The organism is Sinorhizobium arboris LMG 14919 (assembly GCF_000427465.1).
Classification (GTDB): Bacteria; Pseudomonadota; Alphaproteobacteria; order Rhizobiales; family Rhizobiaceae; genus Sinorhizobium; species Sinorhizobium arboris.
In genome coordinates, this window is record NZ_ATYB01000014.1 from 890,706 (window position 1) to 906,278 (window position 15,573).

Here is a 15,573-nt window from a genome sequence, read left to right on the forward strand (position 1 = left end):
CAATTGCTCCCGAGAGGGGTCGCCGTCGATTGCGACCGGAGCGCTTTCCGCTCGGCTCCGGTGGAATTTCAGGATCGAAATCATGGCCGAGCAAAATGCGAACGTGCCCGCAGAGAATGTCGATTCCCCGAAAGGTTTCGCCTTCGCGCTTGCAGCCTACCTGCTGTGGGGCTTCCTGCCTTTCTTCATGAAGGCGGTGTCGCATATCCCTGCCGCGGAGGTCGTGGCGCATCGTATCGTCTGGTCGGTGCCGCTTGCGGGCCTCGTGCTCCTATGGCTCGGCCGCACGCAGGACGTGAAGGTTGCGCTTCGCTCACCGCGCGTGCTGATGATGGCCACGCTTACGGCGGCTCTCATCACGGTCAACTGGGGCATCTATGTGTGGGCGATCGGGGCGGGGCGAGCCATCGAGACGGCACTCGGCTACTATATCAACCCGCTGTTTTCGATTTTTCTCGGTGCGCTGCTGCTGAAGGAGAGGCCAAATCCGGCGCAGATGGTGGCGATCGGTCTTGCCGCGGTCGCCGTCGGCGTTCTCGCCTTCGACGCGGGCGGTCTTCCCTGGGTATCGATCGGGCTGTGCTTTTCCTGGGGTTTCTACGCCTTCTTCCGCAAGACCCTTCCGGTCGGACCGAACCAGGGCTTCTTTCTCGAAGTGCTGCTGCTGAGTATCCCGGCTGCCGGCTACATCATCTGGCTCGAGGCCACGGGGAAGGGCCACTTCCTCGGCGCCGCCAACATGACGGATGTCCTGCTGCTCCTTGCCTGCGGCATCGTCACCGCCGTGCCGCTGATGATCTACGCCAATGGCGCGAAGCTGCTCCGGCTTTCGACCATCGGGATCATGCAATACATCGCTCCGACGATGATATTCCTGATCGCCGTGTTCATCTTCCATGAACCCTTCGGAACGGCGAAACTGATCGCCTTCGCCCTGATCTGGGCCGCACTTTTCATTTATTCGGGTGCGATGCTTGCGGAGAGCAGGTCGCGGCGCGCGGTTCAACCGACGCCAGCCGAATAAACAGAGTTGACGGCGTCCTGCTGTTTCATTGAAACGGTGAAACAGTAAACGGCTGTCAACTCTTTGATATCGCCCACTTCCCGTGGAAAACCGTTACACATTTTCCTGGAAGTGCTCTTGCATCAGAGCCTGGAGATAATCTCGGCTTCGCCGTCGCGCCCGTTCGCGCGGGCTGAGGCAAGGATCCCGGGGACGATGTCCTCGGCCCGGTCGATCACCAGCGGCTGCACGAGATGTGCGGTATGGACGAATCCCTGGTCGCGCATGTGGTCGATCAGCTCCAGCATCGGATCCCAGAAGCCGTTTACATTGCCGAAGACCATCGGCTTCCTGTGGCGGCCGAGCTGCGCCCAGGTCATGATTTCGACGATTTCCTCGAGCGTGCCGATCCCGCCCGGAAGGGCCACGAAGGCGTCGGCGCGCTCGAACATCTTGTGCTTGCGCTCATGCATGTCGGCGGTCACGATCAGCTCGTTGAGCTGACCGAGCGAGTGGCGGGTCGCTTCCTTGTCCATCAGGAATTCGGGAATGATGCCGGTCACGTGGCCGCCGGCCGAAAGCACGCCGCTTGCCACGGCGCCCATGATTCCGCGCGTGCCGCCGCCATAAACGACACGCAGGCCATGATCGGCGATGGATTTGCCGAGAATGCGGTCCGCCTGGATGTGGGCGTCGTCCCGCCCGGGCTGAGAACCGCAATAAACGCAAACGGATAGAATCGGCGTAGTTTCCTTGTTCATGGGCCCACCAGACATTGCAGTGCAGCGCGGGTCAAGGAAAATGGAGGAAAAATCTCCGTCTGTCGAGCGTCGAAGCCATAGTGAGCGCTTGTATAGAACTATAAGAAACGTTAGCAATTTCAGTAATACATTGAAGAATTCGGACAGTGTGCTGCGGTTGCGCTATAATGCACAGCTAGCGTAGCAGCGCCGGCCGATGGGGCATGCGGGGAGCATCAAGGCGCTCCGCCCTGTGGAGAGTGGCATGATTAAGAATAAGGCCAGCTGGGTGGCCCTTGGCGTCCTGGCAATCGCGACCGCATTGATGGTCTTCGTGGTTCAGCCAAATCTGCGTGATAGCGACAAGGAGGCTGTGGCTCAATCCGGAGCAGGCGAGCAGTCCAGCCAAACGGCGGCGGCAACAAGCGCTGCAAACCCGCCCGCGACCCCGCAAGGCACCGCAGAGGAACAGGCTGCGGCATCGGAGACCTCCGATCCGGTGGCGAATTGGACCGTCCCTGGATTTGACGTCCTGCGTGTCGAACCGGACGGCTCGACAGTCGTCGCGGGCAGGGCCCAGCCCGGCACGAAGCTCGAGATTCTGAGCGGCGACACGGTCGTCGGTACCGCAGAGGTCGGCGCGGGAGGCGATTTTGCCGCCGTCTTCGACAAGCCGCTTGCGGCAGGCGACCACCAACTGACGCTTAGAAGCGTCGACTCAGGGGGACGCAGCAAGACGTCGGAGGAGGTCGCGACCGTTTCGGTGCCGAAGGATTCGAGCGGACAGCTGCTGGCGATGGTATCGAAAGCGGGCAAGGCGAGCCGGCTGATCACGACGCCGGAAGCTGAACCGAAACCGATGCAGGCAGCCGTCGAGGCGGACACGCAGCCGGCCGGCGAGCCTGGCGGGGCTTCCGTTTCTCCCGCCTCTCCGGCGACCATTCCCGGACTGCAGGTGACGGCGGTCGAGATCGAAGGCAGCATGATGTATGTCGCGGGCAACGCCAAGCCCCGCCGCTCTTGTCCGCATTTACGCGGACGACAAGCTGCTGGGTGAGGTGAAAGCCGATGACAAGGGACATTTCGTCGTCGACGGCGCGATCGAACTCTCGGTCGGCAGCCACATCATCCGCGCCGATATGATGAATGAAGATGCGAGCAAGGTGGCGATGCGTGCCTCCGTGCCTTTCGACAGGCCGTCGGGTGCCCAGGTTGCCGCCATTGCCGGTTCGACGCTCGGTGCGGCTACGACGGGTCTCGACAGCCTGAAGACGGAAGCGGGCAAGGCGCTCACCTTGCTGAAAGGGCTTTTCTCCGACGGGAAGCAGCCTTCCTCGGAGCAGCTCGCCGCAGCCCGCTCCGCAACCGAATTCGCCCTTCAGTCGCTCGCCGAATTCAAACCGGCCGACAACTCCGACCCGGCTTTGGCGGCAGCGGCCGCCGAAGCCTCCAGGGCGGCCGCGACGGCTCTGGACGCGCTGAAGGCTGCGCCGCAGGACCCTGCGAGCGTCGCGGCGGCGGTGGAGAAGTTCGACGGCGCTCTCGGTACTGCATTGACGCGGCAGAATGGCGGTACCTCGGTGGCATCCGCCGGTGCCTTGGCCATGCAGGCGAGCGACGTCGCCAAGCCGGCCGAGCCTTCGGCAGCCGGCGGCACAAGCCCAGCCGCTGTCGAACAGGCCGCGGCGCCGGCGTCGGATGCGGCAAAGGAACAGCCGGCGACCATCGAACAGGCGCCGCTCAAGGAGAGCAAGACGTCGGTGATCATCCGCCGCGGCGATACGCTGTGGCAGATATCGCGCCGCGTTTACGGGGCCGGTCTGCGTTACACCACCATTTACCTTGCGAATCGCGAGCAGATCGAAAATCCGGACCTGATCCGACCTGGCCAGGTTTTCGGGGTTCCGGACGAGACGCTTTCCGAGGAAGAATCGCGGGAGATCCACCGCAAGCATATGCGGCACTAGATCACGACGATTTAGGTCGTTATCGGCCTAAATCACGGAAGTCGTCGATTTCGAATGGGTTGGAGCCGTGTGAGGGCGGGAAGCCGCACACTTTCCCCTCGACACGCTCTAAAGGTTCAGCCGATCTTTTGCCGGCATTTCCATTGCCTCGGCGCAACGGCGGACCTATCTGTTCCGTCAGGAAAAGCGGCGTCTCCCTGAAGGCGCCGCTTTTCATTGAAGCTGTTGCTGGATGAAGAATTGCGCGTGCGGTGCCGCCGCCCGCCTGCGTGTCTTCGTCAAAAAAATGAAGCGGACTGAGACGTGCCCCAGAAGAAGACGGTTTCCGCAGACAGAGCCAATCCGATCGGAACCATCGCGAATCTGTGGCCCTATATGTGGCCGGCGGATCGGATCGATCTGAAGTTGAGGGTCGTCTGGGCGACGGTCATCCTGGTGGCCGCAAAAGCGGTCCTCATTCTCGTGCCCTATTTCTTCAAATGGGCGACGGATGCCCTCAACGACAAGCCTGACGCACTCGGTTACCTGCCGCAGTTCCTGACCGGCGCAGTCATGCTGGTGCTCGCCTATAATCTCGCCCGTCTCCTGCAGGCCGGCCTGAACCAGCTGCGCGATGCGCTTTTCGCGAGCGTCGGCCAGCATGCTGTCAGGCAGCTTGCCTACAAGACCTTCGTCCATATGCATCAGCTGTCGCTTCGCTTCCATCTCGAGCGGCGCACGGGCGGGCTCTCACGCATCATCGAGCGCGGCACCAAAGGCATCGAGACGATCGTCCGCTTCACGATCCTCAACAGCGTGCCGACTCTCATCGAGTTTCTTCTGACGGCGGTGATCTTCTGGTGGGGTTACGGTTTCACCTATCTCCTGGTGACCGCCGTCACGGTATGGCTCTACATCTGGTTCACGGTGCGTGCGAGCGACTGGCGCATCGCCATCAGACGCTCGATGAACGACAGCGACACGGATGCGAATACCAAGGCGATCGACTCGCTTCTCAATTTCGAGACCGTCAAATACTTCGGCAACGAGGAGATGGAGGCGAAGCGCTTCGACAAGTCGATGGAGCGTTACGAGCGGGCCGCGACGCAGGTCTGGACGTCGCTCGGCTGGCTGAATTTCGGTCAGGCACTGATTTTCGGTGCCGGCACGGCGGTGATGATGACGATTTCCGCGCTCGCGGTGCAACGCGGCGAACAGACGATCGGCGATTTCGTCTTCATCAACGCGATGTTGATCCAGCTCGCGATCCCGCTGAACTTCATCGGCTTCGTCTATCGCGAGATCCGCCAGGGGCTGACCGACATCGAGCACATGTTCGATCTCCTGGACGTCCGGGCGGAGGTCCTCGACCGGCCGAATGCGAAGGAGCTCAAGATCGAGCAGGGCGCAATCGCCTTCAAGGACGTCCAATTCGCCTATGACCCCGCCCGGCCGATTCTGAAGGGGATCAGCTTCGAAGTGCCGGCCGGCAGGACGGTGGCGGTCGTTGGCCCGTCCGGCGCCGGCAAGTCGACCCTTTCCCGGCTTCTCTACCGATTTTACGACGTGCAGGAAGGTTCGATTACCATCGACGGCCAGGACGTGCGCGATATCACCCAAAAGAGCCTCCGGGCGGTTATCGGCATGGTGCCGCAGGACACGGTACTCTTCAACGATACGATTGCCTATAACATCCGCTACGGCCGGGTGACGGCGAGCGATGCGGAGGTCGAGGCGGCCGCCGAGGCGGCACAGATCGCAGATTTCATCCGCGATCTGCCGGAAGGCTTCCGCGCCATGGTCGGCGAACGCGGGCTCAAGCTTTCCGGCGGCGAAAAGCAGCGCGTCGCGATCGCGCGAACCATTCTGAAGGCGCCCCCGATCCTGATCCTCGACGAGGCGACGTCGGCGCTGGACACGAAAACGGAGCAGGAAATCCAGGCCGCCCTCGACGTCGTGTCGCGCAATCGCACCACGCTCGTGATCGCCCATCGACTGTCGACTGTCATCAATGCCGACGAGATCATCGTGCTGAAGGATGGCGTCATCGCTGAACGCGGCACGCATGGCGAGCTGATCGATCGCGACGGTCTCTATGCCTCCATGTGGAGCCGTCAGCGCGAGGCGACGCAGGCGGAGGAGCAGCTGAAGCGGGTGCGCGAGAGCGACGAGCTCGGCATTGTCGACCGCGGTGTGCCGGCGCTTTAACAGAACGGATCTCCCCCGTCGCCTGGCCTTCGACGTTGCCGGGCTTGCGGATTCGCGCTAGTTCACGTCGCAAAGCAAATATGGAGAGTAGAGTTCATGAGTTTGATCGACACAGTGCGCAACACGCTCGTACCGGTCCACCGGGAAGGCTACCGCTTCATTGCGATTTTCTTTGTCGTTTCGCTGGCGCTCGGCTTTCTCTGGGAACCGCTGATGTGGATCGGTTTCCTTCTGACCGCCTGGTGTGCTTATTTCTTCCGCGATCCGGAACGCATGACGCCGATCGACGACGATCTCGTCATCAGCCCGGCGGACGGGACGGTATCGTCGGTCGCCACCGTGACGCCGCCTGAGGAACTGGGCCTCGGCTCGGAGCCGATGCTGCGCATCTCGGTCTTCATGAATGTCTTCAACTGCCACGTGAACCGTGCGCCGATGAGCGGCACGGTACGCCGGATCGCCTACCGCGCCGGCAAGTTCGTTAATGCCGAGCTGGACAAGGCAAGCCAGGAAAACGAGCGCAACGGCCTCGTCATCGAGACGAAACACGGCCAGATCGGCGTGGTCCAGATCGCCGGTCTCGTGGCGCGGCGCATCCTCTGCTGGACGAGGGAGAGCGCGTCGCTCGAGGCGGGCGAGCGCTTCGGCCTCATCCGCTTCGGCTCGCGCCTTGACGTGTTCCTGCCCGCCGGCGCGGAGCCGCGCGTGACGGTGGGTCAGACAGCCACCGGTGGCGAGACGGTGCTCGCCGAATTCGGATCGGCGAAGGGCCCCGTCATCAGCCGGCGCGTGTGAGGACAGATCATGGAAGAGCCTCGCCACGAACAGTCACCGGAACAGTCCGCCGCAGAGCACGTCGACGCCAGCGGCTCGCATGACAAGGCGCGGGGGCCTCGGCTGCGGGAGATTCCTTTACGGCTGATGGTCCCGAACATGATCACGGTGCTGGCGATCTGCGCAGGCCTTTCGGGCGTCCGGCTGGCATTCGAGAATCGATTCGAACTCGCGGTTGCGATGGTTCTCCTTGCGGCTTTCCTCGATGGCATCGACGGGCGCATCGCGCGTCTTCTAAAGGCGACCTCGAGTTTCGGAGTCCAGATGGACTCGCTTGCCGACATTATCAATTTCGGGGTCGCGCCTGCGCTCGTTCTCTACGTGTTTCTGCTCGATCAGGCGCGTTCCGTCGGCTGGATCGCGGCGCTGATCTACGCCATCGCCGTCGGTCTCAGGCTCGCGCGCTTCAACGTCATGGCGGAGCGCCAGGTCAAGGCGTTGTGGCAGTCGGAATATTTCGTCGGCGTTCCGGCGCCGGCCGGTGCGATGCTGGTTTTGCTGCCCGTCTATCTCGGCCTGCTCGGTCTTGCGCCGGAAAGGACATTTGCTCTGATCGCGTCGGTTTATACCGTCCTGATCGCCTTCCTTCTGGTCAGCCGTCTTCCTGTCTGGTCCGGCAAATCGGAGAATCGCGTCCGGCGGGATCTGGTCCTTCCCGCCATTCTGGTCGTCGTCTTCTACGTGGCGACGCTCATGACCTACACCTGGGAGACGATGGTCGTGACTGCGGTGGCCTATCTGGTGAGCCTGCCCTTCGGCGCCCGTTCCTGGCAGCGTAAATACGGCGACTGGCCGGGTGGCCACGGGAACGATGGTTTGCCGGGTGGCGATAGCGAATAGCTGAAGCTTATCGCGGGCGAATGCCCCTCATCCCGCTGCCGCGACCTTCTCCCCGTTGTGACGGGGCGAAGGGACAAGCTGCTGGATGGCCATTTCCCCTTGAGCGCCCGAGAAGCGGAGCATCGCCGCGAGTCCCCTTCGCCCGCTTGCGGGGAGAAGGTGGCCGGCAGGCCGGATGAGGCGGAGGTGCCGCCAGCCTATTCCGGCATGCGGTAGTCGACGATCTTCTTATCCCGAACGATGAAAAGCTTGCCCGTCTCGGTCTGTTCGGGGCCGAACAGCGGCATCAGGGCCTGAGCGACCTCGGAGGGATGCGGCACGGTCTCCGGATCTTCGCCGGGCATCGCCTGTGCCCGCATGGCGGTGCGCGTGGCGCCCGGGTCGACGCTGAGGATGCGCAGCGGCAGGCGCTGTGTCTCGTAGGCCCAGGTGCGTGCCAGCGCCTCGACCGCAGCCTTGGAGGCGGAGTAGGGGCCCCAGAAGGGCTTGCACTTGTGCGCGGCGCTCGAGGAGAGGATCAGGGCGCGGCCGGCATCGGAACGGACGAGCAGCGGCTCGAGCGAACGGATCAGGCGCCAGGTCGCAGTGACGTTGATCGCCATCACCTTTTCAAAGACCTTGGCCTCGATATGGCTGATCGGCGAGATCGTGCCGAGGACACCCGCATTGGCGACCATGATGTCGAGCTTGCCCCAGCGTTCGTTTATTGCGCCGCCGAGCTTGTCGATGGCGGCCATGTCCGAGAGATCGAAGGGGACGAGCGTTGCCGAACCGCCGAGAGCCTTGATCGCGTCGTCCAGCTCCTCCAGGCCGCCCACGGTGCGGGCGCAGGCGACGACATGGGCGCCGGCCTTGGCGAGTTCAAGAGCAGTGAAATAGCCGATCCCGCGCGATGCGCCGGTGACGACGGCGATCCGGTCTTTCAGATTGGGCGTCATGTTGCTGTTCGTTATCCGTTGCTGGCGAGAACCGAGAGTTTGCGGACGTTGCTCGCTGCCCCCTGATCGAGAAGGCGGGTCGGGTAGTCCCCGGTGAAGTAGTGATCGGTGAACTGCGGCGCCTGCGGATCGCGCGGTGCGCCGCCGACGGCACGATAGAGCCCGTCAATCGAAAGGAATTCGAGCGAATCGGCGCCGATGAAGCGGCACATCGAGGCGAGGTCGGCATGCTGGTTGGCGAGCAGCTTGTCACGGTCCGGCGTATCGATGCCGTAGAAATCCGGATGGAAGATCATCGGGCTCGCGACGCGCACATGCACCTCGCGCGCGCCCGCGTCGCGCATCATCTGAACGATCTTGACCGAGGTGGTGCCGCGCACGATCGAATCGTCGACCAGCACGACGCGCTTGCCGGCGATCATCGCCCGGTTCGCAGAATGCTTGAGCTTGACGCCGAAGGCGCGGATCTGCTGCGTCGGCTCGATGAAGGTCCGCCCGACATAGTGGTTGCGGATGATGCCCAGTTCGAATGGTATGCCGCTTTCCTGCGCGTAGCCGATTGCAGCCGGCGTACCGCCGTCCGGAACCGGCACCACGACATCCGCCTCGACGGGGGCTTCGATGGCGAGATTCTTGCCCATGTTCTTGCGCGCGACGTAGACGTTACGGCCGCCGACGACCGAATCCGGCCGGGCGAAATAGACATATTCGAAAAGGCAGAGGCGCTCCGGCAGCGGGTTTTGCGGCTTGCGGGCGTCGATGGTGATCGATCCGTCCGGTTGAACCTCGCAGATGACGATTTCACCGTTCTCGATATCGCGGACGAATCTGGCGCCGATGATATCGAGGGCGCAGGTCTCCGAGCAGAAGATCGGCTTGCCGTCGAGTTCGCCCATGACGAGCGGGCGAATGCCGTTGGGATCGCGGGCGGCGATGAGCTTGGTGCGGGTCAGGGCCAGCATCGAATAGCCGCCTTCGACCTGGGCGATCGCGTCGGCGAAGCGATCGCTGGATGAGACGTGTTTCGACCGCGCTATCAGGTGCAGAACGACTTCGGTGTCGGATGTCGACTGACAGATGGCACCGTCAGCAATGATCTGGCGCCGAAGCGTCAGGCCGTTGGTGAAATTGCCGTTATGCGCGATTGCGATTCCGCCTTCCTGCAGCTCGGCAAAAAGCGGCTGGACGTTGCGCAGGACCGTCTCACCCGTGGTGGAGTAGCGAACATGGCCGATCGACATCGAACCGGGCAGCTTCGCGAGGGTTGCCGGGTCGGTATAATGGTCGCCGACGAGGCCCATCCGGCGTTCCGAATAGAACTGCCGCCCGTCGAAGGTCACGATACCGGCGGCTTCCTGCCCTCGATGCTGAAGCGCGTGCAGGCCGAGCGCCGTCAGCGCCGCAGCGTCAGGATGCCCGAGAATGCCGAAGACGCCGCACTCCTCATGAAGAGTGTCGCCGTCGAGTTCGTCATGGATTTCACTGGATCTGAGATCGGTCATCGCAATTCGCCTTTGCTACGTGCCGGTGCGCATATCGTGATCGGGCCGCCAGTCTTCAAGCGATCTTACCCGAAAACACTGACAGGCGTCATTCCAAATGGACAAAGCCCGCACGGCGGGCTTTGTCGCAAACTTCCTGTAATCTCAACCGTTCGTCGCCGGCGCTTCCTCGCCGGGTGCCTGTTCCGTCTGGACCGGCGGCGACTCGCTTTCGCCTTCGCCGGTCGTATCCTTGCCGCGCAAGCGGTCGAGAATCGTTGCGTCGGCCTCTTCCGGCAGGAGCGCGACCAACTGGTTGCCGAGATTGTCGAGCAGCGGCTTCGACTTCGCATGGGTGACCCAGACGGGCTGCTGCGGCGGCGCCACCAGCCAGTTGAAGAACAACATGGCGACGACGACGAGCAGGATGCCGCGAGCGGCTCCGAACAGGAAACCGAGCGTGCGGTCGAGCGCGCCGATGCGACTGTCGATGATGAAGTCGGCCACGCGCATCGTGATGAAAGAGATGATGATCAACGCGATCAGGAAGATCACGGCCGCCGAACCGATCATCGCGACCGTGCCGCTGGTCGTGTACTGGCTCGCATAGGGCAGGAGATGCGGATAGAGGAAATAGGCCGCGGCGGCCGCACCGACCCAGCTCGCCACCGACAGAACCTCGCGCGAGAAGCCGCGGACCATCGCGAGGATGGCCGAAAACAGCGCGACGCCGAGAACGATACCGTCGAGAATTGTGATGGGCATGTTGTCCTTACTCCGACTCCACCGCCAATCGCCAGGCGGCACATCCTGTTGATGCTCCCCAGGGCACGGCTACTCCGTCAGTCCTCATCATTCGTCTGCTGCAGGGCACGCCGCGATCCCGCGATACGCGCCACCAGATCCGGCAGGCTTTCCATTTCATTCCAGCGCCCGTTGCCGTTCTTAGGCAGCTCGGTCGACGCTGATGGCAGGACGGCCTGGGAGAAACCGAGTTTCTCGGCTTCCTTGAGACGTTGGGCGGTATGCGCAACCGGCCGGACTGCACCCGACAAGCTGACTTCGCCGAAATAGACGCAATCGGCCGGCAGGGCAAGCCCGGCAAGCGACGAAACCAGTGCGGAAGCCACTGCGAGATCGGCCGCCGGTTCGGAAATGCGATAGCCGCCCGCGACATTGAGATAGACGTCGTGCTGGCCGAGGCGAATGCCGCAATGGGCTTCCAGCACCGCAAGTATCATCGAAAGCCTCGCCGAATCCCAGCCGACCACGGCGCGGCGCGGCGTGCCGAGCGATGTCGGCGCGACCAGCGCCTGCACCTCGACGAGCACGGGCCGCGTCCCTTCCATGCCTGCGAAGACGGCGGCGCCCGGCGATTTCTCGTTGCGCTCGCCGAGAAACAGCTCCGACGGGTTGGCTACCTCGCGCAGGCCCTTGTCCGACATTTCGAAAACGCCGATCTCGTCGGTCGGTCCGAAGCGGTTCTTGACCGTCCTGAGGATGCGGTAATGATGGCCGCGGTCGCCTTCGAAATAAAGAACGGCGTCGACCATGTGCTCGACGACGCGCGGCCCGGCGATCTGGCCCTCCTTCGTCACGTGTCCGACCAGCACGACAGCCGTGCCCGTCTGCTTGGCGAAGCGGATCATCGCCTGCACTCCGGTGCGCACCTGTGTCACCGTGCCCGGTGCGGAGTCGACGATGTCGCTCCAAAGCGTCTGGATCGAGTCGATAATCACCAGGTCCGGCCGCTTGCCCTCGGAAAGCGTCGCGAGGATATCTTCGACGTTCGTCTCGGCCGCGAGGAGCACGTCGCTGTCGGCTGCGCCGAGCCGCTGAGCGCGCAAGCGTACCTGTGCGACCGCCTCTTCGCCAGAGACATAGATCACCCGGTGCTTCCGGCGGGCAAGGGCTGCCGCCGCCTGCATCAGCACGGTCGACTTGCCGATGCCCGGATCGCCGCCGACGAGCAGTGCGGATCCGCGAACGAACCCGCCTCCGGTCACGCGATCGAGCTCCGAGATGCCGGTTCGGATGCGTGGCGCGTCTTCGATCTCCCCGGACAGCGTCGTGAGCGCGACAGGACGCCCCTTCTTCGGTGTGCGCATGGGACCGCCGCCGATCCCGGCGGTCGGGTCATCTTCGATGATGGTATTCCACTCGCCGCAGCCGTCGCACTTGCCCACCCAGCGGGAATGGACGGTGCCGCAATTCTGGCAGATGAACTGGGTGCGGGCTTTCGCCATCGATGTCGGCTTTCGTACTTTGGCGGGAGGCGGGGCAGGTTCGCCGCCAGAGAATCACTCTCAGCGGTCACATAATGCCGCGGAATCGCTTTTGAAAGGACGATATTCCTTGGCCCGGCGTTCAGCCGCCCCCGACATAGGTCCGATGATAGCGCCGGCCGAGGCTCGTCAGCAGTTCGTAACCGATCGTGCCGCCGGCGCGTGCGACGTCGTCTATAGCGATGTTGCGTCCGAAAAGCTCGATGTAGTCGCCGGCCCGTACGGCTGTTTCCGGCACGTCCGTGACATCGAAGAGGCTCAGATCCATCGTCACCCGCCCGACATGCGGCACCTTGTTTCCATGCAGGAAGCCGAAGGCGCCGGAGGGCATCGCCTGCCTGAGGGCGACGCCGCCGCCCGAAACCGAACGGTGATAGCCGTCGGCATAACCGATCGCGACCGTTGCGATACGGCTGTCGCGGCCAAAGAGGACCGAGGCGCCATAGCTTGCGGATTCACCGGATGGAACCGTCCTGACCTGCACGATGCGCGCTTCGGCGGTGACGACCGCCTTCATCGGATTGACGGCGCCATTCACCGCTTCGCCGCCATAGACCGCGATGCCCGGCCGGGTGAGATCGAAGTGGTAGTCTTCGCCGAGGAATACGCCGGCGGAATTTGCGAGGCTCGCCGGCACGCCCTCGAATGCGGCCGTCACCTCGCGGAAGCGCTGAAGCTGATAGCGGTTCATCGGGTGTGCGGGCTCGTCGGCGCAGGCGAGATGACTCATGACGAGGACCGGTGAGAAACTCGCAGGACGAGCCGGGTCATGGGCGAGTGCGATCGCCTCTTCGACCGAGAGGCCGAGCCGGTTCATGCCCGTATCTACATGGAGGACGCAGGGGTAATCGCCCCTTTCGGAAAGCGTGGCCATAAAGACCGCCAGTTGCTCCTCAGAGTTGATGATCGGCACGAGATCGTTCGCGAAAAAGAGTTCCTCATTCCCCGGCCACATTCCCGAAAGAACATAGACCCGGCCTTGCGGAACGAGTGGGCGAAGCTCGGCCCCTTCTTCGACGCTTGCAACGAAGAAGTCGCGCGCGCCGGCGGCATAGAGAGCCGGTGCGGCATGCACCGCACCGAGACCATAGGCGTCGGCCTTCAGAACGGCGGCGGCGCGGGCTTTTCCGGACCGCTCGTTCATCGCCCGCCAATTGTCGGCGAGCGCGGTGAGATCGACGGTGAGCCTGCTGGAGGCGGAGGAGAATTCGGGCTCTTGCATACCGGAAACTCTGCGTGGGCGATGCCGCAGCATTACATGCAAGCGCCCTGCGCCGCAAACGAAGGGGCAGGACGGGTGGCGCGAGAGCACTTTTGTGCAAGACGAGCATTGCCTTGCCCGGTAAGGTCGGCGGATGGAAACGATCTCACAGGAAAAAGCCATCGACGCCATGCCGCTCGAAGGAGCCGAGCGGGCCCGCTTCTGGCGCGATCCGCGCTTCAAGGGCATGGAATGTCTGAGCGCCACGTTCATTACGCATGAATTCGCGCCGCACGCGCACGACACCTTCAGCATAGGTGCGATCGAAGCGGGCTCCCAGATCAGCACCATCAAGGGTGAACGATCGCAGACGGGGCCGGGGGATCTCTATCTCATCAACCCCGACGAAATCCACGACGGGCATCCGGGTCATGACGGCTATCGCTACCGGATGATATATCCGTCTTCCGAACTGCTCGTCGAGATACTCGAGGATGTAACCGGTCGTTCCTTCAGAGGAACGCCGTCCTTCTCGCGGCTGCTTCTCACCGACAGAGAGCTCGCGATCGGCTTTCATCGCGCGCACCGCGCACTGGAAGGCAAGGTCGGCGCCCTGGAAGCGGACGAGAGCATGTTCGGTTTCCTGGCCAGGCTCTTCGAGCGGCACGGCAGCGCCATCATCGTTCCCCTGCAGACGCGCGAAAGTTCTGCCGTGCACCGGGCCCGCGATTATCTTGTCGAAAATTACACGCTCGACATCGGCCTCGAGGAGCTTGCGAAGGTGGCGGGTCTCAGCCGTGCCCATCTGATCCGCGCCTTCCGAAAGGAATTCCACATCACGCCGCATGCCTTTCTCACCGACAAGCGGGTGCGGGAAGCGAAGGCGCTTCTGCGCAAGGGCTGGTCTGCCGCTGACACTGCCTACCATTGCGGCTTCGCGGATCAGGCGCATTTCAGCCGCCATTTCAAGGCGCGAACGGGAATCACGCCGGGCGCCTACCGCACGGCCTGATCACTTTCGTTCAAGACGGGGCGCCTTGCGCCTGCTTCCTATCCGTCGTTGCAAAGACGGGAGATCGCGGGCGTGGAGAAGTCACGGACAGCTGAGGAATTCTGGGGAGGTTTCAGGACGATGTCACCGCTCACAGTGGCGGTGATGCCGATCGGGCTCGTCTTCGGGGCGGTCGCCGCAACCAAGGGCCTGTCGAGTCTCGAAATCGTGCTGATGAGCGCGCTGGTCTTCGCGGGGGGCTCGCAATTCGTTGCCCTGGACATCTGGACTCATCCCGCCTCCTGGGCGGCTCTCGGGTTTTCGGCGCTGCTCGTCAACATCCGTCATCTTCTGATGAGTGCATCGATCGGCACGAAGACGCCGGCTTTCTCCGGCCCCTCGAGATATGCCGCGATGCTTCTGCTTGCCGACGAGATCTGGGCAATGGCCGAGGTCCGAGCCGGGGAGACGCGGCTCACGCCCGCCTGGTATGCGGGCCTCGCGGTGCCGTTCTATCTGGTGTGGATAATGGCCGGGCTTGCCGGCTCGCTCGCCGGCGCGTTCCTGGGAGACCCGAAGGCGCTCGGTCTCGATTTCGCCTTCCCCGCGGTCTTCATCGTGCTGGTCATGGGTTTCTGGAAGGGACGCGAAACCGGGGCGGTTCTCGCCGCGAGCGCCGCAGCCGCGGTGCTTGCGCACCAGTTCCTCCCCGGCGTCTGGTACATCGCCGCCGGCGCTGCGGCGGGCGTCGTTGCGGCGCTTTTCACCGGCGAACGCCAGGAGGCCTGTGCATGACAGTCGATCCGCATACGCTGCTTGCAATCGTTGCCATGGCCTTTGCGACGGTGCTGACCCGGCTCGGCGGTCTTGTCCTGATCCGTTTCATGACGATCGGTCCGAAGCAGAAACAGGCACTGGAGGCGATTCCGCCCGCGGTACTGATGGCCGTCATCGCGCCGACGGCGCTCGCTACCGGACCGGCCGAGACGATCGCGGCCCTCGCGACAGCGCTCGTCGCCACGAGGCTGCCGCTGCTCGCGGCCGTGGCGGCCGGCGTGATTGTCGTGGCAGTTGCGAGGGTGTTCGGATAGTGAGGGGCGCGTCCG

At 63.3% G+C, this 15,573-nt stretch carries 13 protein-coding genes and 1 pseudogene; 8 read left to right on the plus strand and 6 right to left on the minus strand.

What is annotated here, in order from left to right:
• Positions 1-82: 82 nt before the first annotated feature.
• Positions 83-1,024: an EamA family transporter RarD gene (gene rarD, locus SINAR_RS0115350; protein ID WP_027999925.1), complete on the plus strand. Its 942-nt coding sequence runs from the start codon at positions 83-85 to the stop codon at positions 1,022-1,024.
• Positions 1,025-1,146: 122 nt separating this feature from the next.
• Here the strand turns inward: rarD and SINAR_RS0115355 are convergent, their stop codons facing one another.
• Positions 1,147-1,764, minus strand: a complete 618-nt coding sequence (locus tag SINAR_RS0115355; protein ID WP_027999926.1) for an LOG family protein — start codon at positions 1,762-1,764, stop codon at positions 1,147-1,149.
• A 244-nt stretch (positions 1,765-2,008) separates the two neighbouring features.
• Between SINAR_RS0115355 and SINAR_RS01000000133550 the strand changes: the two are divergent.
• The 4 genes and pseudogenes from SINAR_RS01000000133550 to SINAR_RS0115375 all read left to right on the plus strand — a co-directional run bounded on the left by SINAR_RS01000000133550 (position 2,009) and on the right by SINAR_RS0115375 (position 7,571).
• Positions 2,009-3,710: pseudogene (locus tag SINAR_RS01000000133550) on the plus strand (LysM peptidoglycan-binding domain-containing protein).
• A 303-nt stretch (positions 3,711-4,013) separates the two neighbouring features.
• Positions 4,014-5,897, plus strand: a complete 1,884-nt coding sequence (locus SINAR_RS0115365) for an ABCB family ABC transporter ATP-binding protein/permease (RefSeq protein WP_027999927.1) — start codon at positions 4,014-4,016, stop codon at positions 5,895-5,897.
• 96 nt (positions 5,898-5,993) lie between these two features.
• Positions 5,994-6,692, plus strand: coding sequence for a phosphatidylserine decarboxylase (locus tag SINAR_RS0115370; protein ID WP_027999928.1), 699 nt, complete (start codon positions 5,994-5,996; stop codon positions 6,690-6,692).
• Between the two features lie 9 nt (positions 6,693-6,701).
• Positions 6,702-7,571, plus strand: coding sequence for a CDP-alcohol phosphatidyltransferase family protein (locus tag SINAR_RS0115375; RefSeq protein ID WP_027999929.1), 870 nt, complete (start codon positions 6,702-6,704; stop codon positions 7,569-7,571).
• Between the two features lie 197 nt (positions 7,572-7,768).
• Here SINAR_RS0115375 and SINAR_RS0115380 read toward each other — a convergent pair whose 3' ends face one another.
• From SINAR_RS0115380 to alr, 5 genes are all read right to left on the minus strand, one after another.
• Positions 7,769-8,509: an SDR family NAD(P)-dependent oxidoreductase gene (locus SINAR_RS0115380; protein ID WP_027999930.1), complete on the minus strand. Its 741-nt coding sequence runs from the start codon at positions 8,507-8,509 to the stop codon at positions 7,769-7,771.
• A gap of 11 nt (positions 8,510-8,520) precedes the next feature.
• Complete coding sequence (gene purF / locus SINAR_RS0115385) at positions 8,521-10,011, minus strand: amidophosphoribosyltransferase (RefSeq protein ID WP_027999931.1); 1,491 nt, start codon at positions 10,009-10,011, stop codon at positions 8,521-8,523.
• A 144-nt stretch (positions 10,012-10,155) separates the two neighbouring features.
• Positions 10,156-10,755: a CvpA family protein gene (locus SINAR_RS0115390; protein ID WP_027999932.1), complete on the minus strand. Its 600-nt coding sequence runs from the start codon at positions 10,753-10,755 to the stop codon at positions 10,156-10,158.
• A 77-nt stretch (positions 10,756-10,832) separates the two neighbouring features.
• Positions 10,833-12,236, minus strand: a complete 1,404-nt coding sequence (gene radA / locus SINAR_RS0115395) for a DNA repair protein RadA (protein ID WP_027999933.1) — start codon at positions 12,234-12,236, stop codon at positions 10,833-10,835.
• A gap of 121 nt (positions 12,237-12,357) precedes the next feature.
• A complete protein-coding gene (alr, locus tag SINAR_RS0115400) occupies positions 12,358-13,497 on the minus strand; it encodes an alanine racemase (RefSeq protein ID WP_027999934.1) in 1,140 nt (379 codons plus the stop codon).
• 133 nt (positions 13,498-13,630) lie between these two features.
• Here alr and SINAR_RS0115405 point away from each other — a divergent pair, with 133 nt between their 5' ends.
• The 3 genes from SINAR_RS0115405 to SINAR_RS0115415 all read left to right on the plus strand — a co-directional run bounded on the left by SINAR_RS0115405 (position 13,631) and on the right by SINAR_RS0115415 (position 15,558).
• Positions 13,631-14,488 carry an AraC family transcriptional regulator gene (locus SINAR_RS0115405; RefSeq protein ID WP_027999935.1) on the plus strand — a complete coding sequence of 286 codons (858 nt, stop codon included), beginning with the start codon at positions 13,631-13,633 and terminating at the stop codon, positions 14,486-14,488.
• A gap of 120 nt (positions 14,489-14,608) precedes the next feature.
• Complete coding sequence (locus tag SINAR_RS0115410; RefSeq protein ID WP_050577508.1) at positions 14,609-15,262, plus strand: AzlC family ABC transporter permease; 654 nt, start codon at positions 14,609-14,611, stop codon at positions 15,260-15,262.
• Positions 15,259-15,558, plus strand: a complete 300-nt coding sequence (locus SINAR_RS0115415; RefSeq protein WP_027999937.1) for an AzlD family protein — start codon at positions 15,259-15,261, stop codon at positions 15,556-15,558. Before SINAR_RS0115410 ends, SINAR_RS0115415 begins: the two co-directional genes overlap by 4 nt.
• Positions 15,559-15,573 lie beyond the last annotated feature (15 nt).

Coding starts and splice junctions, on each gene's coding strand:
- SINAR_RS0115355 (WP_027999926.1), bottom strand. CDS start 1,764: ATGAACAAGGAAACTACGCCGATTCTATCCGTTTGCGTTTATTGCGGT.
- radA (WP_027999933.1), bottom strand. CDS start 12,236: ATGGCGAAAGCCCGCACCCAGTTCATCTGCCAGAATTGCGGCACCGTC.
- SINAR_RS0115405 (WP_027999935.1), top strand. CDS start 13,631: ATGGAAACGATCTCACAGGAAAAAGCCATCGACGCCATGCCGCTCGAA.
- SINAR_RS0115380 (WP_027999930.1), bottom strand. CDS start 8,509: ATGACGCCCAATCTGAAAGACCGGATCGCCGTCGTCACCGGCGCATCG.
- rarD (WP_027999925.1), top strand. CDS start 83: ATGGCCGAGCAAAATGCGAACGTGCCCGCAGAGAATGTCGATTCCCCG.
- SINAR_RS0115375 (WP_027999929.1), top strand. CDS start 6,702: ATGGAAGAGCCTCGCCACGAACAGTCACCGGAACAGTCCGCCGCAGAG.
- alr (WP_027999934.1), bottom strand. CDS start 13,497: ATGCAAGAGCCCGAATTCTCCTCCGCCTCCAGCAGGCTCACCGTCGAT.
- SINAR_RS0115390 (WP_027999932.1), bottom strand. CDS start 10,755: ATGCCCATCACAATTCTCGACGGTATCGTTCTCGGCGTCGCGCTGTTT.
- SINAR_RS0115410 (WP_050577508.1), top strand. CDS start 14,609: ATGTCACCGCTCACAGTGGCGGTGATGCCGATCGGGCTCGTCTTCGGG.
- SINAR_RS0115370 (WP_027999928.1), top strand. CDS start 5,994: ATGAGTTTGATCGACACAGTGCGCAACACGCTCGTACCGGTCCACCGG.
- purF (WP_027999931.1), bottom strand. CDS start 10,011: ATGACCGATCTCAGATCCAGTGAAATCCATGACGAACTCGACGGCGAC.
- SINAR_RS0115415 (WP_027999937.1), top strand. CDS start 15,259: ATGACAGTCGATCCGCATACGCTGCTTGCAATCGTTGCCATGGCCTTT.